We start from the raw sequence: 21,205 nt of genomic DNA, 5'->3' as shown, positions 1-21,205 counted from the left end.
GCCTATTTGCCGATGCAGAATTCGCGGAACACGACATCGAGAAGATCCTCGACCCCGATGGCGCCGGTCATCCGGCCCAGCGCCCGGGCGGCGAGGCGCAGTTCCTCGGCGAGGAGTTCGTCGTCGAGCCGGTCCCACTGCGCGAGGGCGTGCTCGATCTGGGCCCGGGCTTCTTCGGCGCTGGCGCGGTGCCGCGCCCGCAGCAGGGCCGGGTGCTCTCCCGCCGCCCGCTCGGCGATGAAGCGGCCGAGGGCGCCGATGAGTTCTTCCAGCCCCTCGCCGCGCGCGGCGGAAACCGTCAGCCGATGGCGCGCCCACGCAGCGTCGAGCGCGGGGGAGCCGACCGCCCGGTCGACCTTGTTGCCCAGCAACCAGAGGGGCGCGCCGGCCGTCACCGGGGCCTCCGCCGGCGCGGGGCCGTCGGTGAGATCATGCACCCAGAGAACGAGGTCGGCCTGCGCCATGCGGGCGCGGGCGCGGCGAATGCCTTCCGCCTCCACCCGGCTTTCCGCCTCGCGCAGGCCGGCGGTGTCGACCAGCGTGGCCTTGTGGCCGTCAAGGTCGAGCGCGACTTCCAGCAAGTCCCGCGTGGTGCCCGGCTCGTCGGAAACGATGGCCACCTCGCGCCGGGCGAGCGCGTTGAGCAGCGACGACTTGCCGGCATTGGGCAGGCCGGCAATGGCGATGAGCGCCCCTTCGCGGACCATGGCGCCGCGCCGGTCCGCCAATGCGCGGGTGAGCTGGTCCAGGAGCGCCGCCACTTCCGGCTTGGCCAGCGCCCGCGCCCCGGCCGGCACGTCGTCTTCATCGGCGAAATCGATGCCCGCTTCCACCAGCGCCATGGCGCGGATGAGCCGGCCGCGCCAGGCCTCGACCTGCTGGCCGAGATGGCCGAAGGCATGGGCGAAGGCCAGCCGGCGCTGCGCCTGGGTCTCCGCTGCGATCAGGTCGGCGAGGCCTTCGGCTTCGGTGAGGTCCATGCGCCCATTGAGAAAGGCGCGACGGGTGAACTCGCCCGCCTCCGCCGGCCGCAGGCCGGGGACGGTGAGCACTGCGCCGAGCACGGCGGCGACCACGGCGCGGCCGCCATGGATCTGTAGCTCCGCCATGTCCTCGCCGGTCGCGCTGCGCGGGCCGGGGAACCACAGCACGAGCCCCTGGTCGAGCACCTCGCCCGTCGCCGGGTTGCGCAGACGGGCGAGCTGGGCGCGGCGCGGCTCCGGCAGCCGCCCGACGAGCGCGGCAAGCGCCGCCCCGGCCTGCGGGCCGGAGAGGCGAAGGACCGCCACCGCGCCGCCGGTGCCGGAAGAGACCGCCGCGATGGTGTCACCCCACGCCCCGCTCCCTGCCCTGCCGCCCGGAACCGTCGCCTTTGCGTCGGCCGCGATTGCGCTATTTTTCTGCACGTCCACCCGCTACGCCCTATCTGTTGAATCGGCCGCCTTGACCGGCCGCCACGATACCCCGTCCCAAGCCGGAGCGTCATCTTGCCCAACCAGCTCGCCGCCGCCGCCAGCCCCTATCTGCTCCAGCATAAGGACAACCCCGTCGACTGGTGGGAATGGACGCCGGAGGCCTTCGCCGAGGCGCGGCGCAGCAACCGGCCGATCCTGCTCTCCATCGGCTATGCCGCCTGCCACTGGTGCCATGTGATGGCGCATGAGAGCTTCGAGGACGCGGCGACGGCGGCGGTGATGAACGAGCTGTTCGTCAACATCAAGGTCGATCGCGAGGAGCGGCCGGAGGTCGACCAGATCTACATGGCCGCGCTGCAGCAGCTCGGCGTGCAGGGCGGCTGGCCGATGACCATGTTCCTCGACGCCGAAGGCGCGCCGTTCTGGGGCGGCACCTATTTCCCCAAGGAAGCGCGCTATGGCCAGCCCGCCTTCACCGATGTGCTGAAGACCATGGCGAACGCCTACGCCTCGGGCGATCCGCGCATTGCCCAGAACCGCGTGGCGCTGCTGGAGCGGCTGCGGCAGAAGGCGCGACCGGCGGGCCAGGTGGTGATCGGCACTAATGAGCTGGACGATATCGCCGGGCGCATTCTCGGCATCATGGATACCGAGCATGGCGGACTGCAGGGCTCGCCGAAATTCCCCAACACGCCTTTCCTTGATTTGCTGTGGCGCGGCTGGGAGCGCACCGGACGGCAAAAGCTGCGCGACGCCGCGCTGCACGCGCTAGACGGCATGAGCGAGGGCGGCATCTACGACCATATTGGCGGTGGCTATTCCCGCTACAGCGTCGATGACCGCTGGCTGGTGCCGCATTTCGAGAAGATGCTGTACGACAATGCGCAGATCCTCGACCTGCTCGGCCTCGCCTATGCCGAGACCGGCGCCGAGCTTTTTCGCGCCCGCGCCATCGAGACGGTGGGCTGGCTGCAGCGCGAGATGATGACCGAGGGCGGCGCCTTCGCCGCCAGCCTCGACGCCGATTCCGAGGGCCATGAGGGCCGCTATTATGTCTGGACGCTCAAACAAGTGCTGGACGCGCTGGGCGCGCAGGACGCCGAGTTCTTCGCCCGCCATTACGACATTGCCCCGTTCGGCAATTGGGAAGGCGTGTCGATCCCCAACCGGCTGAAGGAGACGGAGCGCTCGGGCGCCGACGAAATCCGGCTCGCCATGCTTCGCGACAAGCTGCTGGCCGTGCGAGAAAAGCGGGTACCGCCCGGCCGCGATGACAAGGTGCTGGCGGACTGGAACGGGCTGATGATCGCGGCGCTGGTCGGCGCCGCGCCGCGAATCGGACGGCCGGAATGGGTGGAGCTGGCCGCTGGCGCCTTCCGTTTCATCGCCGAATCGATGGTGAAGGACGGACGGCTCGGTCATAGCTGGCGCGCGGGCCGGCTGGTCTTCCCCGGTCTCGCCTCGGATTATGCCGCGATGATCGGCGCGGCGCTGGCGCTGGCGGAAGCGACGGGCGAGCGGGCCTATCTCGATCAGGCGATTGCCTGGCAGGGGATGCTGGAAACGCATCACGCGACGGAAGCGGGCGGCTATTATCTCACCGCCGCCGACGCGGAAGGGTTGATCCTGCGCCCGGAGGCCACCGCCGACGATGCGGTGACCAACCCGCAGGCGCTGATCGCCCGCAATTTGGTGCGGCTGGCGATCCTGACCGGGGACGAGGCCTATCGCGCCCGTGCTGACCGCCTGTTCGAGGCGCTGCTGCCGCGCGCCGCGCCGCATCTCTACAGCCATGCCGGCCTGCTTAACGCGCTCGACACCAGGCTGCGGGCGCGCGAGGTCGTCGTCATCGGCGTGGGTGCGGAGGCTGACGCGCTCACAGACGCCGCCCGCCGGATGCCGCTGGTCGATGTCAGCGTGCAGCGCGTGAGCGATCCCTCGGCCCTGCCCGACGATCACCGCGCGCGTGCGAAGGCGACGAGCCTGACCAGCGGAGGCGATGTCGGCGCGCCTGCCGCCTTCGTCTGCGGCGGCGGCAGCTGCTCACTGCCCGTTACGGAGGTGAATCGACTGGAGGAGCTGCTCCGGGGCCGCTGAAGGGAGGGGCCCGTGAGGCCCTCCCCTGGCTTGCCGGCAGGAACGGAAGGTTCGGGCGCCGCCGGCAGCATTTTGTGGTCGAATCGGCCGTCGCGGCGACGAGTGTGGGTAAGCCTGTGGATAATCCGGGGAGAAAATCCCCCACCCCCGCGCAGATCAACAGAAACGGCCGCTGGCGGGCGTTTTGGCTTTTACGAGGAATGGGTCGGACGACATGTCTGTCGCCCGCCCTGAGTCATTTCTGAAGGCCATCATTTCGGAGGTGAAATGATGGATTTTAGGCGTACTTGCCAGATATTTTGAAAATTCTGCCGTCTTTATTGCGAAGCCGCAATCAGCGCCGCTGGCGCCGTACACCCGGTCGATTATCCGTATCGAGCCGGCTGAACTTCACATTGGCCAGCATCAGCGGCACCACCAGCATCAGCGCGCCGGCGAGGTCCGCCTGCAGCACATAGGCGAGCCCGAGTTCGGCCCGCACTGCCGGCCCGATGACGGGATCGGCGAAGTCGGCGATGAGGCTGGCGACGAACAGGGCGGTGGGCAGCCACACGGCGAGGGGAAGCCACCAGCGCCGGCAGGCCATGACCCAGCTAAGCGCGGCGATGCCGATAACAAACAGCCAGAGTTCCGCTGGCGGCGGCTCGCGTTCCGCGACGCCGGCCTGCACCGGCAGCGCCAGCAGCAGGCTGAGGGGAAGCGCCATGACGGAAAGCCGGTAGAACTGCCCTGCCCTCATGCCCGCCTCCCCGCGGTCTACTTTCGGCTTTGCGCCTTAGAGTACGCGCCGATCAGCTTGCATCGCAAGCTGATCGGATAACGCGTTCTCTATCTTAGAGTTAGAGGGCGATTTACCGATCAGATTGATTCAATCTGATCGGATCGCACTCTAGGTATTCATGGAATCGAAGAAGTCGCCATTGGTCTTGGTCTGGCGCAGCTTGTCGACCAGGAACTCGATCGCGTCGACCGTGCCCATCGGGTTGAGAATGCGGCGCAGGACGTACATTTTCTTCAAAACGTCGGCCGGCACAAGCAGCTCTTCCTTGCGGGTGCCCGAGCGGGTGATGTCGATCGCCGGGAAGACGCGCTTGTCCGACACCTTGCGGTCGAGGATGACCTCGGAATTGCCGGTGCCCTTGAACTCTTCGAAGATCACTTCGTCCATGCGCGAGCCGGTATCAACCAGCGCCGTGGCGATGATGGTGAGCGAGCCGCCCTCTTCGATGTTGCGCGCCGCGCCGAAGAAGCGCTTGGGGCGCTGCAGCGCATTGGCATCGACACCGCCGGTCAGCACCTTGCCCGAGGACGGCACCACCGTGTTGTAGGCGCGGCCGAGACGGGTGATGGAGTCCAGCAGGATCACCACGTCGCGCTTGTGCTCGACCAGGCGCTTGGCCTTCTCGATCACCATTTCGGCGACCTGCACATGGCGCTGCGCCGGCTCGTCGAAGGTGGAGGACACGACCTCGCCCTTCACGGAGCGCTGCATGTCGGTGACTTCCTCCGGCCGCTCGTCGATGAGCAGCACGATGAGGTAGCACTCGGGATGATTTGTCGTGATGGACTGGGCGATGTTCTGCAGCAGCACCGTCTTGCCGGTGCGCGGCGGGGCGACGATGAGGCCGCGCTGGCCCTTGCCGATGGGCGCCACGACATCGATGACGCGGGCCGAGAAATCCTTGCGGGTGGGGTCTTCGATTTCCAGCTTCAGCCGCTCGTCGGGATAGAGCGGGGTCAGGTTGTCGAAGTTGATCTTGTGCCGGATCTTGTCCGGGTCCTCGAAATTGATCGTGTTGACCTTGAGGAGGGCGAAATAGCGCTCCCCATCCTTCGGGGAGCGGATCTGGCCTTCGACCGTGTCACCCGTCCGCAGGCCGAAGCGGCGGATCTGGCTGGGCGAGACGTAAATGTCGTCAGGGCCGGGGAGGTAATTGGCGTCCGGGGAGCGTAGGAAGCCGAACCCGTCGGAGAGGATCTCGACCACGCCCTCGCCGATAATGTCGGTGTCCTTGGCGGCGAGCTGCTTGAGAATGGCGAACATCAGCTCCTGCTTGCGCAGCGTGCTGGCGTTCTCGACCTCAAGCTCCTCGGCGAACACCAGAAGTTCGGCGGGGTTCTTGGACTTGAGGTCCTGGAGCTTCATTTCCCCCATGGGAAAAGGCCTCGATATCTAAATGTGGACGTAGCCGGCCGGGAAGTCCCGCCGAAACGACAAAAGGTGGGAAGCGCTGGTCTGCGGACCCAGGCCGAGGGGATCGGCTTCCTATCCGGCACACCGTGCGGCATCGGGGAAGATGCCCGCCTGAACGGAGCGACAGCCAGCTTCGTGGAGTTCGCGCACCATAGGCAAAGGCACGATTCGGCGCAAGTGCGCCGCGTGACGCTTTGAACGCGTCAAAACGGCTTTACGATGACCATGATGACGATGCCGATCATCAGCAGCGTCGGCACCTCGTTCATGATGCGGTAGAAGCGAGGCCGGCGGACATTGCGGTCGGCAGCGAAATCCTTCACCCAGCGCGACAGCGCGCCATGAAAGCCGCTCATCGCCAGCACCAGCGCCAGTTTCACGTGAAACCAGCCCGAGGCGAACCAGCCGCCGTCCCAGGCGAGCCAGAGGCCGGCGAGCCAGGCGACGATCATCGCCGGGTTCATGATCGCCTTGAGCAGGCGCCGTTCCATCACCTTGAAGGTTTCCGACTGCGGCGAACCCTTGGGCGCGTCGCAGTGATAGACCATCAGCCGCGGCAGATAGAGCAGGCCGGCCATCCAGGAGAGGATGGCGATCACATGCAGCACCTTGATCCACTCATACAGCATGGGCCGCCTTCGATCCTCGCCTAGAGCCTCGGTGAACCAGTCTCTAAAGTATTGATAGAGAACGCTTTACCGATCTGATTGCGATGCAGTCAGATCGGAACGTGCTCTAGACGCCGCGAATCCGCGCGATCATCCGCTCGACATGGGCGATCGGCGTTTCCGGGCGGATGCCATGGCCAAGATTGAACACATGCGAGGCGCCGTGGAAATCCGCGAGAATGCCGTCAATCGCGGAATCAAGCGCCGCTCCGCCGGCGATGAGGGTGAGCGGATCGAGATTGCCCTGCAGCGCGCATTTGCCACCCAGCGCATAGCGCGTCGCCTTGCGGTCGGCGGTCCAGTCGAGACCGACCGCGTTCACGCCCGTCGCCTGCACCATCTCAGTGAGCCCGGACAGCGTCGCGCCCTTCGGGAAGGCGATGATGCGCGCGCCAGGCACTTCCGCCCGCACGGCGGCGACGATGCGGCGGATGGGATCGATCGACCAGCGGCGGAAGCTCTCGGGATCGAGCACCCCGGCCCAGCTGTCGAAAATCTGCACCGCATCGGCGCCGGCTTTCAGCTGGCCAACGAGATAGCGGGCGGAGGTTTCCACCAGCAGGTCGATCAGCGCGGTGAAGAAGGCCGGGTCGGTGAGCGAGGCGAGGCGCGCCGGCGCCTGATCCGGCGTGCCGCGCCCGGCAACCATATAGGTCGCCACGGTCCACGGCGCGCCGCAGAAACCGAGCAGCGCCGTCTTGGCGGGCAGCTCGGCGCGGATGCGGCTGACCGCTTCCAGCACGCGGTCGATCTTGTCCGGGTCCAGCGTCTCGCGCAGGGCGGCGAGTTCGGCGCCAGTGGTGACCGGCACGAGGCGCGGGCCCTCGCCGGCTTCGAAGGTCAGCGGACAGCCGAGCGCGTGCGGCACGACGAGAATGTCGGAGAACAGGATCGCCGCGTCGAAGCCGAAGCGGCGGATCGGCTGCAACGTCACCTCGACGGCATAATCGGGCGTGTAGCACAAAGTGAGGAAATCGCCGGCCTTGGCCCGCACCTCGCGATACTCGGCGAGATAGCGCCCGGCCTGGCGCATCATCCAGATCGGCGTGCGGCTGGGCACATGGCCTTCCAGCGCCTGCAGCAGGATCGGCTTGTTCGTCACGCTGGCCCCTGCCGTGGCGCTGTCCATTCCGGCGCTCTCCATCCGCTTGTCCCCTGCCTCTTCATACTTCTTTAAGCACTTTGAATAGAAGGTTGTCTGTGTAGTGAGCAGGGGATTAGAGATGTTCCTCCCCGCCCACAACCGACCCCCAGCCTTGGCGCGGGCGCGCCGGCCGCGGACGAATTCAAATTTCAGCCGGTTTAAGGGCTTGAGCGCCGCGTGCGAGGTTATCCACGCAGTTCGCCGCAGGCGCCTTGATTAAGCGCACAGGGTCTCGCCTGTGGAGGAAAACCGCCGCTGTCCCCAGCCCTCCCCTTGCGAACCGGCGAAGGGCATGGCTTGTTCCCATTCTATGCACAGGCCTGTGGATGAACGGCGTGACTGACGCCAACCGCCCGTCGGAAAGCTACTACCACCTCCATCTCGTCTCGGATTCCACCGGCGAGACGCTGATCAGCGTCGGCCGGGCGGCGGCGGCGCAATATGACGTGAAGCCGATCGAGCACATTTATCCGCTGGTGCGCTCGCACAAGCAGCTCGACAAGGTCGTGCAGGCGATCGACGAATTTCCCGGCATCGTGCTCTACACGCTGACCGATCCGGAACTGCGCAACCGGCTGAAGACCTATTGCCGCGACCATGGCGTGCCCGTTCTTTCGGTGCTGGCGCCTGTCGTGCAGCTGTTCCAGGCCTATCTCGGCGGCGCGCCGGAGCCGCGCGTCGGCGGTCAGCACCAGCTCGACGGCGATTATTTCCGCCGCATCGACGCGATGAACTTCACCGTCATGCATGATGACGGCCAGCATGTGGACGGGCTGGAAGCCGCCGATGTCGTGCTGCTCGGCATTTCCCGCTCGTCGAAGACGCCGACCAGCATCTATCTCGCCAATCGCGGCATCAAGACCGCCAATATCCCGCTGGTTCCGAGCCTGCCGGTGCCGCCGGGCCTCGCCGATCTCAAGCGCCCGCTGGTGGTCGGCCTGCTCGCCAGCGCCGACCGGGTGGTGGAAATCCGCCGCAACCGGCTGCTCGGGCTGAACGCCGCGCAGGCGGCCGACACCTATACCGACCGCGAGGCGGTGGCGGAGGAGATCGCCTTTTCCCGCCGGCTCTGCGCCCGCCATGGCTGGCCGATGATCGACGTGACCCGCCGTTCCATCGAGGAGACGGCGGCGGCGATCATCGCCCTGCTGCAGGAGCGCCGGCGCCAGCAGACCGAGAACCCGAATGGCTGACGCCGTGCCTGAAAATTCTCTGTGGCGCGGGACGGCGCCGCTGCTGCTCGCCTCGAAGAGCGCCGCACGCCGGGCGCTGCTGGAGGCCGCCCGCGTGCCGTTCGAGGTGGTGAGCGCCGAGGTGGACGAGCGCGCCATCGAGGCCGAGGCGGTGCGCGATGGCGCCGATCCCGCCTCTGTCGCGCTCACCCTCGCTCGGGCCAAGGCGCTGGCGGGGGCGGCGGCGCATCCCGGCCGGCACGTCATCGGTGCCGACCAGACGCTGGCGCTGGGCGACGACGCCCTGCACAAGCCGGCGGACCGGGCGGCGGCGAGAGCGCAGATCGCCCGTCTCGCCGGGCGCACCCATAGCCTGCATTCGGCCGTGGCGGTGGCACGCGACGGCGCGGTGCTGTGGGCGACGGTGGACAGCGCGCATCTCACGATGCGCCCGCTCACAGAGGCGGCGATCGAGGCCTATCTCGATGCGGCGGGCGAGGCGGTGCTGTCCAGCGTCGGCGGCTACCAGCTGGAAGGGCTGGGCATTCACCTGTTCGAGCGTGTCGAGGGCGACCATTCGGTGATATTGGGGCTGCCGCTGCTGCCGCTGCTCGGCTTTCTGCGCTCCGAAGGACTTCTGCTGTGACCCGCAATGTGGCGATCATCGGCCATCCCGTCAGCCATTCGCGCTCGCCGCTGATCCATGGCTACTGGCTGGCCCAGCACGGCATCGACGGCAGCTACGGCGTCCGCGACGTTCCGCCGGCGGAGATCGACGGCTTTCTCAGTGCTTTCGCCACCTCCGGCCTCGTCGGCGGCAATGTCACCGTGCCGCATAAGGAAGCCGCCTTCCGCGCCTGCGCGACGCGTGATCCGGTGGCGGAGGCGCTCGGCGCGGTGAACACGATCTGGCTGGAGGATGGCGCGCTCCACGGCGCCAACACCGATGTGCACGGTTTCCTCGCCAATCTCGACGCCGCCGAGCCGGAATGGGCGCGGGCGCTGGGCGAAGCGGTGGTGCTGGGCGCCGGTGGGGCGGCGCGGGCCATTGTCTATGGGCTGCTGCAGCGCGGGGTCGACCGCGTGGTGGTGGCCAACCGCACGCTGGCGCGGGCCCAGGGGCTGCGCGACCAGTTCGGCCCGCGCGTGCTGCCGGTGGAATGGCGCGACCTTGGCGGGCGGCTGATCGGCTGCCGGCTGCTGGTCAACACTACCTCGCTCGGCATGAAGGGCCAGCCGCCGCTCGATATCGACCTTTCCGCGCTGTCGCCCGACGCGCTGGTGACCGATATCGTCTATGTGCCGCTGGAAACCCCGCTCCTGCGGGCCGCCAAGGCGCGCGGCCTCGCCACGGTGGACGGGCTCGGCATGCTGCTGCACCAGGCGGTGCCGGGCTTCGAGCGCTGGTTCGGCGTGCGCCCGGAAGTGACGGCGGAACTGCGCGCCCTCGCGATCGCCGACCTCAAGGCCAAAGGACAATTCGCGTGACGGGACCGTTCGCGTGAGGGGGACGTTCGCGTGAGTCCTCGCCCGCCCTTCCGCCTCGGCCTCACCGGCTCGATCGGCATGGGCAAATCCACCACCGCGCAGATTTTCCGCGAGCTGGGCGTGCCGGTGCACGATGCCGATGCGGCCGTTCATGCGATTTACGGCGCCGAGGGCGTCGCCCCGGTCGAGGCCGCCTTTCCCGGCGTGACCCAGGGCGGGCGGATCGACCGCACCCTGCTCGGCGCCCGTGTGCTGGGTGACGAGGCGGCGATGAAGCGGCTGGAAGCCATCGTCCACCCGCTGGTGCATGCGCGCGAGAAGGCATTTCTGGAAGCGGCCGAGACCGCCGGCGCGCCCATCGCCGTGCTCGACATCCCGCTGCTGTTCGAGACCGGCGGCGAGAACCGGGTCGACGCCGTGCTGGTGGTCAGCGCGCCGGAATCGGTGCAGCGCGCCCGCGTTCTCGCTCGGCCGGGCATGACGGAAGAGAAATTTGCCGCCATCCTTGCCCGGCAGGTGCCGGATGGCGAGAAGCGGCGGCGGGCCGACCATGTGATCGACACCGGCCATGGGCTCGACCGCGCCCGCGCGGCGGTGGCGGCGCTGCTGGACGAGCTGCGGGCGAAGCTCGGCCGAGAGGAAGAAGGAGACGGTGATGCGTGAGATCGTGCTCGACACCGAGACCACCGGGCTCAACCCGCTCACCGGCGACCGGCTGGTGGAGATCGGCTGCGTGGAGATCTACAACCGCATCCCCACGGGGCAGGTCTACCATGTCTATCTGAACCCGCAGCGCGACATGCCGATGGAGGCCTTCAACGTCCACGGCCTCTCGACCGAATTCCTCGCCGACAAGCCGCTCTTCGCGCAGGTGGTCGACGATTTCCTCGCCTTCATCGCCGGCGACCCGCTTGTCATTCACAACGCCGCTTTCGATATCGGCTTCCTCAATGCGGAGTTGGCGAAGGTGGGGCGGCCGGCGCTGACCTTCGACCGCGTGGTCGACACGCTGTCGCTGGCGCGGCGGCGGCATCCGGGTGCGTCGAATCGTCTCGATGACCTGATGAACCGCTACGGCATCGATAGCTCCCGCCGCACCAAGCACGGGGCGCTGCTCGATTCCGAATTGCTGGCGGAAGTCTATGCCGAGCTGTGCGGCGGCAAGCAGACGGCGCTGAGCCTCACCATGGTGGAGACGACGACCACGGTGGTGATCGAGGGGCAGGTGGCGACGCCGCTGCAGCGTCCGCGCCCGCTGGCCCCGCGCCGAAGCGCGGAAGAGGCGGCGGCGCATGCCGCCTTCATCGCCACGCTGGGCGAAAACGCCATCTGGAACGAATACACGGCCGGAAACTGACGCCGCCGGCCGTGTCGTAAAGCTTAGGATGCGGCAAGCCGCGTCAGGAAGCGAGCACGTTGCTCGGGGCCTGCTGGGCCATGCGCTGGCGATACAGCGTGACGAAATCGACCGGGTCGATCATCAGCGGCGGGAAGCCGCCATTGCGCACCGTGTCGGCGACGATCTGCCGCGCGAAGGGGAACAGCATGCGCGGGCATTCGATGAGGATGAAGGGGTGGATGGTCTCCTGCGCCACGTTCTGGGCGCGGAAGATGCCGGCATAGACCAGCTCCAGCGCGAACAGCGTCTTGCCGTTCAGCTCGGCCTTGGCCTCCACCTTCAGCTCGACTTCATATTCCGAGCCTTCGCGCATCGGCTTGGCGCCGACATTGATCTGGATGCCGATCTGCGGCTGGCCCTTGACGACCAGCGATTCCGGCGCGCCCGGATTCTCGAAGGACAGGTCTTTCGTGTACTGCGTCAGCACCTGAAGCGTCGGCATCTGGGCGTTGTCGGTCTCAGCCATAGGTTTCTCCGTGGGGTTCGCCGGCATCCGCCCTCGGGGGCGCCGGCGATGGTGCCGCTGGGTCGGTCGTTCCGCCTCAGCCGGTCTTGCAAAGGGCGGGTGTCGCTAACACGGTTGGGTGCGGCTCACAAGCGCGCGGCACGCTTTGCGCGGCCTCGCGCAGCTGTGGGCACGCGCGGCGCTTGGCGGACGCGGCGGCTGTGCTCTACTGTGGCCGCGATGTCAGGCTATCGCCCCGCTGCTCCGCCGAAGTGATGACCCTGCGGCAGGGACGGGGTGGCGAAATCGGCCAGACGTCGTAAATAGGTCATGTCAACCGGCCGGCCCGTCCTTGGAAGGCGCCGCGCGGACACCACATGAGGCACAGTCCCGCGCCGGAACGGCTCCGGCGGGGCCAACAGCGGCGAACTGCGACGTGTTCGATATTTATACGATCATCTTCCTGGCCCTCGCCGTGTTCATCTTCATACGGCTGCGGAGCGTGCTGGGGCAGCGGACGGGGCGGGAGCGGCCGCCTTACGATCCCTATTCGCGCCGCGATGCCGCCAAGGCCCCGGTGGGCGCCTCCGACAAGGTGGTGAATTTCCCCGGCACCGCCACCGACAAACCGGCCGTGCCCGCGCCGGTGGAACCGGTGGAAGACGCCGAGCCCGCCCCCGCGCGCTGGGCCGGCATCGCCGAGGTCGGCTCGGCCGTGGCCAATGGGCTCGACGCCATCGCCGCGCAGGAGCGCGAGTTCGACGCCAAGCACTTCCTCACCGGCGCCCGCGCGGCCTATGAGATGATCATCGTCGCCTTCGCCAATGGCGACCGCGCCAGCCTGAAGGACCTGCTGGCGCGCGACGTGTTCGACGGTTTCAGCGCCGCCATCGCCGAGCGCGAGCAGCGCGGCGAGAAGATGGAGACGCAGTTCGTCGGCATCGAGAAGGCGGACATCATCGAGGCCGAGGCGCGCGGACGCAGCGCGCAGATCACCGTGCGCTTCCTCTCGCAGCTGATCTCCGTCACCCGCGACCGCAATGGCGGCGTGGTGGACGGCGATCCCGAACAGGTCGCCGACGTGACCGATGTGTGGACCTTCGCGCGCGAACTTGGCGCCCGCGACCCCAACTGGAAGCTGGTCGCCACCGAAGCGGCTTCGTGAGAAGATGACGGGGTGCGCACGCCTCTCATCCTCCCGGCCCTTCTCCTCGTTCTGACCGGCGCCCTCGCCGGCGGGGGCAACGGCGCGCAGGCCGCCCCGGCCCCGCTGTTTCCGCAGGCGGTGCTGGAGCCGACCCGTTTCAACGACCTGCCCGGCTGGGCCGGCGATGACCATGTGAAGGCGCTCGCCACCTTCCGCTGCAGCTGCACGGCGCTTGCCCGCAAGCCGGACCTCGTAAATCCGCCCCGCCCCGTCTTCACCGCCTTGCGCCCGATCTGCGCCCGTGCGGCGCGGCTGCCGAAGCAGGTGGGCGAGGCGGCGGCGCGAAAATTCTTCGAGCGCGAATTCCGCCCCTACATCATCACCGCGCTGGACAAGCCGGACGGCTTCCTCACCGGCTATTACGAGCCGGAAGTGGAGGGGTCGCGCACCCGTTCCGACGTTTTCGCCACGCCACTCTATGCCCGGCCGCGCGACCTCATCATCGAAACCCTGCCGGGCGGCGGGCCGCCGACCAACAAGAGCGGCGCCTTTCGCGAGGTGGATGGCCAGCGCCTGCCCTATTTCGACCGCGCGGCCATCGAGGACGGCGCGCTGGGCGACCAGGCCGAGGTGGTGGCGTGGATCCGCGATCCCGCCGACGCCTTCTTCGCCCATATTCAGGGATCGGTGCGGGTGCGCCTGCCCGATGGCGAGGTGCTGCGGCTCAATTACGATGGCCATAACGGCCAGCCCTATACGCCGATCGGCCGGCTGCTGATCGAACGCGGGCTGGTGCCGCGCGAAAAGATGTCGATGGACGCCATTCGTGGCTATATCGCCGCCCATCCCGACGAAGGGCGCGAGCTGATGCGGCAGAACCGTTCCTATGTCTTTTTCCGCGTCGCCCATGAACTCACCGCCGAGGACGGCGCGGTGGGCGCGCAAGGCCTGCCGCTGACCGCCGGGCGCTCGCTCGCCGTCGACAAGGCGATCCATGTCTACGGCACGCCCATTTTCCTCGACGCGGAGCTGCCGACCGGGCCGGACGGTGCGCCCGAGCCCTTCGAGCGGCTGATGATCGCGCAGGACACCGGATCAGCCATTATCGGCCCGGCGCGCGGCGACATCTTCTTCGGCGCGGGGCCGGAGGCGGGGACCATCGCTGGCCGGGTGCAGCATCCCGGCCGCTTCGTGCTGCTGCTGCCGCGCGCGCTCGATCCCGCCCGCGCCCGCGTGCCGCTGCCGAGGCCCCGTCCCGCGATCCCCGCTGCGCTGTCGGAGACGCCGTGATGGCGGGCAGCGATTCAGCCGGGCGTACCCGCCGGCGGCGGCCGCTCGACGCCGAGGAAAAGGCGCTGTGGGAGCATGTGACCCGCTCCATCAAGCCGATCCGCCCGGTGAAGCGCGCCGCCCTCGCCAAGGCCGAGGCCGGCGGCGTGGTCGAAGCGCCGCCCGAGGCCGCCCCGACGGTCGCCAAGCCAGCCAAGGCCGTGCCCGCCGCCCCCAAGGCGCCACCGAAGCCACCCGCCCCGCCGCCGCTCGCTCCGCTGGAGCCGAAGCTGCGGCGCCGGCTGTCGCGCGGGGCGGAGGTGGATGCGCGGCTTGACCTGCACGGCATGACCCAGGCCGCCGCGCATGGAAGGCTGATCGGCTTTCTGCGCGCGGCGCAGGGCGAGGGTCACGGGCTGGTGCTGGTGATTACCGGCAAGGGCGAGGCGATGAGCATGCTGGCCGGCGAAGGCGGGCGCGGGGTGCTGCGCCGGCTGGTGCCGCAATGGCTCGGCGCGCCGGAGCTGCGCACCATCGTGCTCGGCTTCGAGACCGCCGGGCGTGGCCATGGCGGGGAAGGCGCGCTCTATGTGCGGGTGCGGCGCCTGCGCGGAGGCCGGCTGTGACCCCCTTCGGCCGCCGTTTGCGCGAACTGCGCGCCGAGCGCGGGGTGACGCTGAGCCAGATGGCCGAGGCGATCGGCGTTTCCGCCGCCTATCTCTCCGCCCTGGAACATGGCAAGCGCGGCCAGCCGACCTGGCTGATGCTCCAGCGCATCATCGCCTATTTCAACGTGATCTGGGACGAGGCAGAGGCGCTGCAGGCGCTGGCGGAGCTTTCCGACCCGCGCGTGGTGGTGGACACATCAGGCCTCTCGCCCGAGGCGACGGAACTGGCCAATCTCCTCGCCCGCGAGATCGCCACCCTGCCGCCGGAAGCGGTGGCGGAACTGCTTGGCCGGCTCAAGATCCTGGGGCGGCCGGGGTAGCGCGAACACCGCCGCCGTCGGTCATCCCAGCCGAAGGCGAAGCCGCAGAGCCGGGATCGTCAGCGAAAGAGAGCGATCCCGGATCGGGCTGCGCCCGTCCGGGATGACTTACGAAAGGGGAGCCCCCGTTTCACGTGAAACGGTGAGTCGGCTCAGCGCTCGTTCCGGCGCCGAATCAGAGGATGTAGCGACTCAGATCCGTGTTGCCGGCGAGGTCGGCGACGCGGGAGCGGACATAGTCGGCATCCACCACCACTCGGTCGCCGGCGCGATCCGGCGCGGTGAAGGACAGGTCGTCCAGCACCCGCTCGATCACCGTCTGCAGCCGCCGGGCGCCGATATTCTCAACGCTGGCGTTCACCTGCACGGCGATGTCGGCAATGGCGGCCACCGCGTCCTCGGTGATGATGAGTTCCACCCCTTCCGTGCCCATCAGCGCCACCGACTGCTTGACGAGGCTCGCCTCGGTCTCGGTGAGGATGCGGGTGAAATCCTCGCGGGTGAGGGCTTCCAGCTCGACCCGGATCGGCAGCCGGCCCTGAAGCTCGGGCAGCAGGTCCGACGGCTTGGAGACGTGGAAGGCGCCGGAGGCAATGAACAGGATGTGGTCGGTCTTCACCGCCCCGTGCTTGGTGGAGACGGTGGTGCCCTCGATCAGCGGCAGCAGGTCGCGCTGCACGCCCTCGCGCGAGACATCGGCGCCGCCGCGCCGCTCAGAGCCGGCGATCTTGTCGATCTCGTCGAGGAAGACGATGCCGTTCTCCTCCACCGAGCGGATGGCTTCCTGCACGATGGCGTCCTGGTCGATCAGCTTGTCGGCTTCTTCCGAGAGCAGCAGCGGATGGGCGTCCTTCACCGTCACCCGGCGCGGCTTGGAGCGGCCGCCGAACGCCTTGCCCAGCATGTCGCCAATGGAGACCGCGCCCATCTGCGCGCCGGGCATGCCGGGAATCTCGAACATCGGCATGCCCTGATTGCCCGAGGCGATCTCGATCTCGATTTCCTTGTCGTCCATCAGCCCGTCGCGCAGCTTCTTGCGGAAGCTCTCCCGCGTGCCTGACGAGGCGGTGGCGCCGACCAGCGCGTCGAGCACCCGCTCCTCGGCGGCGAGATGCGCCTTGGCCTCGACGCCCTTGCGGCGCACCTCGCGCACCAGGCCGATGCCGATCTCGACGAGGTCGCGGATGATCTGTTCGACATCCCGGCCGACATAGCCGACCTCGGTGAATTTGGTCGCCTCCACCTTGAGGAAGGGCGCGCCGGCCAGCTTGGCGAGGCGGCGGGAGATTTCCGTCTTGCCGACGCCGGTGGGGCCGATCATCAGGATGTTCTTCGGCAGCACTTCCTCGCGCAGCTGCCCTTCCAGCTGCTGGCGGCGCCAGCGGTTGCGCAGGGCGATGGCGACCGCGCGCTTGGCCTTGTGCTGGCCGACAATGTAGCGGTCGAGCTCGGAGACGATTTCGCGGGGCGAGAAGCTGGTCATGACGATGAGGCGTTCCGCGTCGAGAGAGAAACAGGGGGGTGGGGCAGGCGCTGCGCCAGGCGGGTCGGGAGGAGCGCGAGCACGCCCCGGCGCAGCGGGTGCCAGAGCGCGCTCAGCAGGAGGATCAGGGCGCCGAGCACCAAGAGGCTCAGCGGCGTCGAGCTGTCGGCAAAGCCGCTGACCTCGATGAGCGAGGCGAAGGCGAAGCCGGCATAGGCGAGGCCGGAGACCAGCAGCGCGCGGCGGTCGATCAGCACCGCGACCACGCCGAGCATGGCGAACACCGCCAGCACCGGCAGCGCGCTGGCCTCTCCGGGCGTGCCGTCCGGCCAGATGAAGCCGTGGATGAGCGGATGCACGATCAGCGGCGCCGCCAGCAAATGCAGCCAGAAAGCGATGTCGGTGCGCCGGGTGAGCCGCTGGGGATCGCTGATGTCGAAACGCATGGCGAGGGCGAAGACGCCGAGCCCGCAAAGCATGAGCACCGGATTGATCGCGGCCTCGATGCCGCCGGGCGCCACGGCCGCAACCAGGCCGACCACGATCGCGACCAGTGCCGCCGCGCCCGCGGCGATGGTGATCGGCACCCGGAAGCGCCAGTAATGCAGCGTTGCCGCCGCCAGCGTCGCCAGGCCGGCGAGCGCCAGGGTCACGGGTTGCTCGCTCAGCGACAGGACGCTCGGAAACAGAGGCACGGTGCTGCCCAGCGCGGCCGACGCCGCCACGAACACCGAGGCGCAGAACACCACCAGCAGCACGATGCTGGGCAGCGCCATGCGCTGTACGCGGGTGAAGAATTCCGCCAGCAGCCAGCTGGCCGCGGCGATCGCGGCCCACATGCCGGCGGGGCCGAGCGCCGCGCTGAAATAGCCCAGCGCGCCGAGGAACAGCGCGAGGCCGATGGTGACGAAGATGTCGCCGAAGCCGGTGACGAGGCGCAGTCGCTCGTCATCCTCCGGCGGCGGGAGGGCGGCGGCGGTGCTCGGCGCCAGTTCCGCCTCCAGCGCACGCAAGCGCTCGGCCTGCTCCGGCGAGAGGATGCCGCGCTCGGTCGCGATGCGGACGGTGGCGTCGGAGATCGTCACCCGATCGTCTCCACCACCACATTATGGTTGGTGTAGATGCAGATATCGGCGGCGATGGCGAGGCTCTTGCGGACGATAGTCTCGGCGTCCTTGCCACTGTCGGCGAGCGCGCGGGCCGCTGCCAGCGCGAAGCCGCCGCCCGAGCCGATGGCGGCGATGCCGTTTTCCGGCTCCAGCACGTCGCCGGTGCCGGTGAGCACCAGCGTGACGTTGGCGTCGGCGACGATCATCATCGCCTCCAGCCGGCGCAGATAGCGGTCGGTGCGCCAGTCCTTGGCGAGCTCGACACAGGCGCGCTGCAGCTGGCCGGGATACTGTTCCAGCTTGGCTTCCAGCCGCTCGAATAGGGTGAAGGCGTCCGCCGTGGCGCCGGCGAAGCCGCCAATCACGTCGCCCTTGCCCAGCCGGCGCACCTTGCGCGCGTTCGACTTCATCACCGTGTTGCCGAGCGTCACCTGCCCGTCGCCGCCAATGGCGACGCGCCCGTCGGCGCGGACGGAGACGATGGTGGTGCCGTAGATCGTGTCGGGGGAATGGGTCATGAAGGGCTCCGGTAGAGGTCCCTTACTTAAGGCCTCGCTGCGCGGGCGCAACTCGCCGCGCGCGCAGGCGCCGCTGTCATGCGTGCATATGGCATAGCAACCGCATAGCTGCTAAGAGGCGCGCTCTTTCCGGGAGCCCTTTGCCATGCGCACGGCCAGCATCACCCGCGCCACCAAGGAAACGCAGATCCGCCTCTCCGTCGATCTCGACGGCACGGGGAAGGCGATGGTCGCGACCGGGGTGGGCTTTTTCGACCACATGCTGGACCTTCTGGCCCGCCATTCGCGCATCGACATGGAGATCGAGGCGAAGGGCGACCTGCACATCGACTTCCACCACACGGTGGAGGATGTCGGCATCGCGCTCGGCCAGGCGGTGAAGGCGGCGCTGGGCGACATGCGCGGCGTCACCCGCTATGCCAGCCTTCACCTGCCGATGGACGAGACGCTGACCCGCGTCGCGCTCGACATTTCCGGCCGGCCGTTCTTGGTATTCCGCACCGAGTTCGCGGTGGCGAAGATCGGGGAGTTCGACACCGAGCTGGTGCGCGAATTCTTCCAGGCCTTCGCCATCAATGCCGGGCTGACCCTGCATGTGGAGACTCTCTATGGCGCCAACGCGCACCATATAGCGGAGAGCTGCTTCAAGGGTCTGGCCCGCGCGCTGCGCGCGGCGGTGGCCATTGATCCGGCGGCGGCGGGGGAAATCCCCTCCACCAAGGGCAGCCTTGGCGGCTGACAGGGCAGGAACGGGCATCACATGGCGGTCTGGACGGTTTTCGAACCCGAGGAGGCGGAGACGCGACGCAGCACCCCGCAATGGGCGGACGGCTTCGTCTTCGTGCCTGAACGCCTGTCCTGGAGCGCGCTGCTCCTTGCCCCGTTGGTGTTGCTGCGCCACCGCCTGTGGCTGGCTTTCGTCGGCTATGCGCTGCTCCAGGCGGCGGTGATCCTCGCTGTCAGCGTGCTCGACCTGCCCGACCGTGCGCTGGTGCTGCTGCTGGCCGGCAATATAGCCGTCTCCGTCGGCCTGCCGGGCCTGCGGCGGTCGAAGCTGCTCGCGCAGGGCTATGAGGAAGCGGGCTGCGTGGTGGCGCCGAAGCTGGACGCCGCCGAACAGCGCTATTTCGACGCCCGGCTCGGCGATGTGGCCGCGCCGCGTCCCTTCCTGCCGCCGATGGGCGGCGCCCGTGCCCCTGCCGGGGCGCGGCCGGCCGAGGCCGGCGTGCTCGGCCTGTTTCCGGAGGCGTCCCGATGACCCCACCCGCCCCCGTCGCTTTGATCGACTACGGTTCCGGCAATCTTCATTCCGCCGGCAAGGCGCTGGAGCGCGCCGCGCGCGAGGGCGGCAGCGGCAAGGCCGTGCTGGTGACGGCCGACCCCGACGTGGTGCGCCGCGCCGACCGTATCGTGCTGCCCGGCGTCGGCGCCTATGCCGATTGCCGGCGCGGGCTCGACGCCGTGCCCGGCATGGTGGAGGCGCTGACCGAGGCGGTGATGGAGCGCGGCCGCCCCTTTCTCGGCATCTGCGTCGGGCTGCAATTGATGGCGACGCGTGGGCTGGAGCATGGCGAGACCGCCGGGCTCGGCTGGATCGACGGCGATGTGGTGAAGATCGAGCCGGCCGATCCGACGCTGAAGATCCCGCATATGGGCTGGAATTCGCTCGACGTGGCGCGTGCCCACCCGATCCTCGACGGCATTCCCACCGGCGCGGACGGGCTCGACGCCTATTTCGTCCATTCCTACCATCTCAAGGCCGCGCGCGCGGCGGACGTGATCGCCACCACCTCCTATGGCGGGGCGATCACTGCCATGGTCGGCCGCGACAACATCGCCGGAACGCAGTTCCATCCCGAGAAGAGCCAGCGCCTCGGCCTCGCCCTTCTCGCCAATTTCCTGAAGTGGGCGCCGTGATCCTCTTTCCCGCCATCGATCTCAAGGAAGGCAAGTGCGTGCGCCTGCAGCAGGGCGACATGGCACGCGCCACCATCTTCAACCACGACCCCGCCCAGCAGGCGGCGCAGTTCGAGGCCCAGGGCTTCCGCTATCTGCACATCGTCGATCTCGACGGCGCTTTCGCCGGCGCGCCGGTGAACGCGGCGCCGGTGGAGCGCATTCTCGAAGCCGTCAGCATGCCGGTGCAGCTCGGCGGCGGCATTCGCGACATCGGCCGGGTCGAGGACTGGCTGGAAAAGGGCATCACCCGTGTCATCCTCGGCACGGCGGCGGTACGCGACCCGGCCTTCGTGAAGGAGGCAGCGCGGCGCTTTCCCGGCCGCGTGGCAGTGGGGCTCGACGCCAAGGACGGGCGCGTGGCGGTGGAAGGCTGGGCGGAAACCTCGGACCTCACCGCGCTGGAACTGGCGCAGCGCTTCGAGGATGCCGGCGTCGCCGCCATCATCTACACCGACATCGCCCGTGACGGGCTGCTGAAGGGCCTCAATATGGAGGCCACCATCGCGCTGGCAGAGGCGATCTCCATTCCGGTCATCGCCTCGGGCGGGCTCGCCTCGCTCGACGATGTGAAGGCGCTGATGGAGCCGCGCGCGGCGAAGCTGGAAGGCGCCATCACCGGACGGGCGCTCTATGATGGCCGGCTCGATCCGCGCGCCGCGCTGGCACTGGTGGCGGGGCGGACGGCATGAGCGACGCAGCCGCCCAGGGGG

General features: G+C 68.5%; 23 protein-coding genes. 14 read left to right on the top strand and 9 right to left on the bottom strand.

Annotation, left to right across the window (positions count from 1 at the left end):
• Positions 1–2 precede the first annotated feature (2 nt).
• Positions 3–1,412, bottom strand: coding sequence for a tRNA uridine-5-carboxymethylaminomethyl(34) synthesis GTPase MnmE (mnmE, locus tag K9D25_RS05865; protein WP_432207914.1), 1,410 nt, complete (start codon positions 1,410–1,412; stop codon positions 3–5).
• A 75-nt stretch (positions 1,413–1,487) separates the two neighbouring features.
• On the opposite strand from mnmE, the gene K9D25_RS05860 reads away from it, so the two are divergent.
• Entirely contained in the window at positions 1,488–3,512 is a 2,025-nt protein-coding gene (locus tag K9D25_RS05860; RefSeq protein ID WP_244449944.1) for a thioredoxin domain-containing protein, read from the top strand.
• 334 nt (positions 3,513–3,846) lie between these two features.
• Here the strand turns inward: K9D25_RS05860 and K9D25_RS05855 are convergent, their stop codons facing one another.
• From K9D25_RS05855 to hemE, 4 genes are all read right to left on the bottom strand, one after another.
• Positions 3,847–4,251, bottom strand: coding sequence for a hypothetical protein (locus K9D25_RS05855; RefSeq protein ID WP_244449943.1), 405 nt, complete (start codon positions 4,249–4,251; stop codon positions 3,847–3,849).
• Between the two features lie 150 nt (positions 4,252–4,401).
• Complete coding sequence (rho, locus tag K9D25_RS05850; RefSeq protein WP_244449942.1) at positions 4,402–5,667, bottom strand: transcription termination factor Rho; 1,266 nt, start codon at positions 5,665–5,667, stop codon at positions 4,402–4,404.
• Positions 5,668–5,909: 242 nt separating this feature from the next.
• Positions 5,910–6,335: a protoporphyrinogen oxidase HemJ gene (hemJ, locus tag K9D25_RS05845; protein WP_244449941.1), complete on the bottom strand. Its 426-nt coding sequence runs from the start codon at positions 6,333–6,335 to the stop codon at positions 5,910–5,912.
• Positions 6,336–6,441: 106 nt separating this feature from the next.
• Positions 6,442–7,503: a uroporphyrinogen decarboxylase gene (gene hemE / locus K9D25_RS05840; protein ID WP_244449940.1), complete on the bottom strand. Its 1,062-nt coding sequence runs from the start codon at positions 7,501–7,503 to the stop codon at positions 6,442–6,444.
• Between the two features lie 341 nt (positions 7,504–7,844).
• Between hemE and K9D25_RS05835 the strand changes: the two genes are divergently transcribed.
• Genes K9D25_RS05835 through dnaQ form a run of 5 tightly spaced genes read left to right on the top strand, consistent with a single transcriptional unit; the run spans position 7,845 to position 11,535 of the window.
• Positions 7,845–8,711, top strand: a complete 867-nt coding sequence (locus tag K9D25_RS05835) for a pyruvate, water dikinase regulatory protein (RefSeq protein ID WP_244449939.1) — start codon at positions 7,845–7,847, stop codon at positions 8,709–8,711.
• The gene (locus tag K9D25_RS05830; protein ID WP_244449938.1) at positions 8,704–9,336 is read left to right on the top strand and encodes a Maf family protein; all 633 of its coding nucleotides are present in this window, start codon (positions 8,704–8,706) and stop codon (positions 9,334–9,336) included. Before K9D25_RS05835 ends, K9D25_RS05830 begins: the two co-directional genes overlap by 8 nt.
• The gene (locus K9D25_RS05825) at positions 9,333–10,178 is read left to right on the top strand and encodes a shikimate dehydrogenase (protein WP_244449937.1); all 846 of its coding nucleotides are present in this window, start codon (positions 9,333–9,335) and stop codon (positions 10,176–10,178) included. The genes K9D25_RS05830 and K9D25_RS05825 overlap by 4 nt, the downstream gene beginning before the upstream one ends.
• 30 nt (positions 10,179–10,208) lie before the next feature.
• Positions 10,209–10,841 carry a dephospho-CoA kinase gene (gene coaE, locus K9D25_RS05820; RefSeq protein ID WP_279613795.1) on the top strand — a complete coding sequence of 211 codons (633 nt, stop codon included), beginning with the start codon at positions 10,209–10,211 and terminating at the stop codon, positions 10,839–10,841.
• The gene (gene dnaQ / locus K9D25_RS05815) at positions 10,834–11,535 is read left to right on the top strand and encodes a DNA polymerase III subunit epsilon (RefSeq protein ID WP_244449936.1); all 702 of its coding nucleotides are present in this window, start codon (positions 10,834–10,836) and stop codon (positions 11,533–11,535) included. The genes coaE and dnaQ overlap by 8 nt, the downstream gene beginning before the upstream one ends.
• A gap of 43 nt (positions 11,536–11,578) precedes the next feature.
• Here dnaQ and secB read toward each other — a convergent pair whose 3' ends face one another.
• Entirely contained in the window at positions 11,579–12,043 is a 465-nt protein-coding gene (gene secB, locus K9D25_RS05810) for a protein-export chaperone SecB (protein ID WP_244449935.1), read from the bottom strand.
• A gap of 415 nt (positions 12,044–12,458) precedes the next feature.
• On the opposite strand from secB, the gene K9D25_RS05805 reads away from it, so the two are divergent.
• From K9D25_RS05805 to K9D25_RS05790, 4 genes are read left to right on the top strand one after another with little or no spacing between them, the layout of a single operon-like run.
• Complete coding sequence (locus tag K9D25_RS05805) at positions 12,459–13,187, top strand: Tim44/TimA family putative adaptor protein (RefSeq protein ID WP_244449934.1); 729 nt, start codon at positions 12,459–12,461, stop codon at positions 13,185–13,187.
• Positions 13,188–13,199: 12 nt separating this feature from the next.
• Positions 13,200–14,459: a murein transglycosylase A gene (gene mltA / locus K9D25_RS05800; protein ID WP_244449933.1), complete on the top strand. Its 1,260-nt coding sequence runs from the start codon at positions 13,200–13,202 to the stop codon at positions 14,457–14,459.
• Positions 14,459–15,064 (top strand): Smr/MutS family protein, encoded by a 606-nt coding sequence (locus K9D25_RS05795; protein ID WP_244380375.1) that lies wholly within the window; start codon positions 14,459–14,461, stop codon positions 15,062–15,064. Before mltA ends, K9D25_RS05795 begins: the two co-directional genes overlap by 1 nt.
• Positions 15,061–15,426 (top strand): helix-turn-helix domain-containing protein, encoded by a 366-nt coding sequence (locus K9D25_RS05790; protein WP_244380373.1) that lies wholly within the window; start codon positions 15,061–15,063, stop codon positions 15,424–15,426. Before K9D25_RS05795 ends, K9D25_RS05790 begins: the two co-directional genes overlap by 4 nt.
• Before the next feature lie 175 nt (positions 15,427–15,601).
• Here K9D25_RS05790 and hslU read toward each other — a convergent pair whose 3' ends face one another.
• The 3 genes from hslU to hslV are packed head-to-tail and all read right to left on the bottom strand — an operon-like array spanning position 15,602 to position 18,536.
• Positions 15,602–16,909, bottom strand: coding sequence for an ATP-dependent protease ATPase subunit HslU (gene hslU, locus K9D25_RS05785; protein ID WP_244380371.1), 1,308 nt, complete (start codon positions 16,907–16,909; stop codon positions 15,602–15,604).
• Positions 16,906–17,994 (bottom strand): hypothetical protein, encoded by a 1,089-nt coding sequence (locus K9D25_RS05780; protein WP_244380369.1) that lies wholly within the window; start codon positions 17,992–17,994, stop codon positions 16,906–16,908. The genes hslU and K9D25_RS05780 overlap by 4 nt, the downstream gene beginning before the upstream one ends.
• A complete protein-coding gene (hslV, locus tag K9D25_RS05775) occupies positions 17,991–18,536 on the bottom strand; it encodes an ATP-dependent protease subunit HslV (RefSeq protein WP_244380367.1) in 546 nt (181 codons plus the stop codon). Before hslV ends, K9D25_RS05780 begins: the two co-directional genes overlap by 4 nt.
• Before the next feature lie 145 nt (positions 18,537–18,681).
• Between hslV and hisB the strand changes: the two genes are divergently transcribed.
• Genes hisB through hisA form a run of 4 tightly spaced genes read left to right on the top strand, consistent with a single transcriptional unit; the run spans position 18,682 to position 21,184 of the window.
• Positions 18,682–19,275, top strand: coding sequence for an imidazoleglycerol-phosphate dehydratase HisB (gene hisB, locus K9D25_RS05770; protein WP_244380363.1), 594 nt, complete (start codon positions 18,682–18,684; stop codon positions 19,273–19,275).
• A 21-nt stretch (positions 19,276–19,296) separates the two neighbouring features.
• On the top strand, positions 19,297–19,794 hold the full coding sequence (locus tag K9D25_RS05765) for a DUF2628 domain-containing protein (protein WP_244380356.1): 498 nt from the start codon (positions 19,297–19,299) through the stop codon (positions 19,792–19,794).
• Positions 19,791–20,453 (top strand): imidazole glycerol phosphate synthase subunit HisH, encoded by a 663-nt coding sequence (gene hisH, locus K9D25_RS05760; RefSeq protein ID WP_244380354.1) that lies wholly within the window; start codon positions 19,791–19,793, stop codon positions 20,451–20,453. The genes K9D25_RS05765 and hisH overlap by 4 nt, the downstream gene beginning before the upstream one ends.
• The gene (gene hisA / locus K9D25_RS05755) at positions 20,450–21,184 is read left to right on the top strand and encodes a 1-(5-phosphoribosyl)-5-[(5-phosphoribosylamino)methylideneamino]imidazole-4-carboxamide isomerase (RefSeq protein WP_244380346.1); all 735 of its coding nucleotides are present in this window, start codon (positions 20,450–20,452) and stop codon (positions 21,182–21,184) included. Before hisH ends, hisA begins: the two co-directional genes overlap by 4 nt.
• Positions 21,185–21,205 lie beyond the last annotated feature (21 nt).

Origin of the sequence: Ancylobacter polymorphus (assembly GCF_022836935.1) — a bacterium.
Lineage (GTDB): Bacteria > Pseudomonadota > Alphaproteobacteria > Rhizobiales > Xanthobacteraceae > Ancylobacter > Ancylobacter polymorphus_A.
Note: the sequence above shows the minus strand (reverse complement) of the source record. Positions and strands in the feature narration are given on the sequence as shown.

Excerpts from the sequence above, each read along its gene's own strand:
- K9D25_RS05855 (WP_244449943.1), bottom strand. The coding sequence starts at position 4,251 with ATGAGGGCAGGGCAGTTCTACCGGCTTTCCGTCATGGCGCTTCCCCTC.
- rho (WP_244449942.1), bottom strand. The coding sequence starts at position 5,667 with ATGGGGGAAATGAAGCTCCAGGACCTCAAGTCCAAGAACCCCGCCGAA.
- hemJ (WP_244449941.1), bottom strand. The coding sequence starts at position 6,335 with ATGCTGTATGAGTGGATCAAGGTGCTGCATGTGATCGCCATCCTCTCC.
- hemE (WP_244449940.1), bottom strand. The coding sequence starts at position 7,503 with ATGGACAGCGCCACGGCAGGGGCCAGCGTGACGAACAAGCCGATCCTG.
- K9D25_RS05835 (WP_244449939.1), top strand. The coding sequence starts at position 7,845 with ATGAACGGCGTGACTGACGCCAACCGCCCGTCGGAAAGCTACTACCAC.
- K9D25_RS05830 (WP_244449938.1), top strand. The coding sequence starts at position 8,704 with ATGGCTGACGCCGTGCCTGAAAATTCTCTGTGGCGCGGGACGGCGCCG.
- dnaQ (WP_244449936.1), top strand. The coding sequence starts at position 10,834 with ATGCGTGAGATCGTGCTCGACACCGAGACCACCGGGCTCAACCCGCTC.
- secB (WP_244449935.1), bottom strand. The coding sequence starts at position 12,043 with ATGGCTGAGACCGACAACGCCCAGATGCCGACGCTTCAGGTGCTGACG.
- K9D25_RS05795 (WP_244380375.1), top strand. The coding sequence starts at position 14,459 with ATGGCGGGCAGCGATTCAGCCGGGCGTACCCGCCGGCGGCGGCCGCTC.
- hslU (WP_244380371.1), bottom strand. The coding sequence starts at position 16,909 with ATGACCAGCTTCTCGCCCCGCGAAATCGTCTCCGAGCTCGACCGCTAC.
- hslV (WP_244380367.1), bottom strand. The coding sequence starts at position 18,536 with ATGACCCATTCCCCCGACACGATCTACGGCACCACCATCGTCTCCGTC.
- hisB (WP_244380363.1), top strand. The coding sequence starts at position 18,682 with ATGCGCACGGCCAGCATCACCCGCGCCACCAAGGAAACGCAGATCCGC.
- K9D25_RS05765 (WP_244380356.1), top strand. The coding sequence starts at position 19,297 with ATGGCGGTCTGGACGGTTTTCGAACCCGAGGAGGCGGAGACGCGACGC.
- hisH (WP_244380354.1), top strand. The coding sequence starts at position 19,791 with ATGACCCCACCCGCCCCCGTCGCTTTGATCGACTACGGTTCCGGCAAT.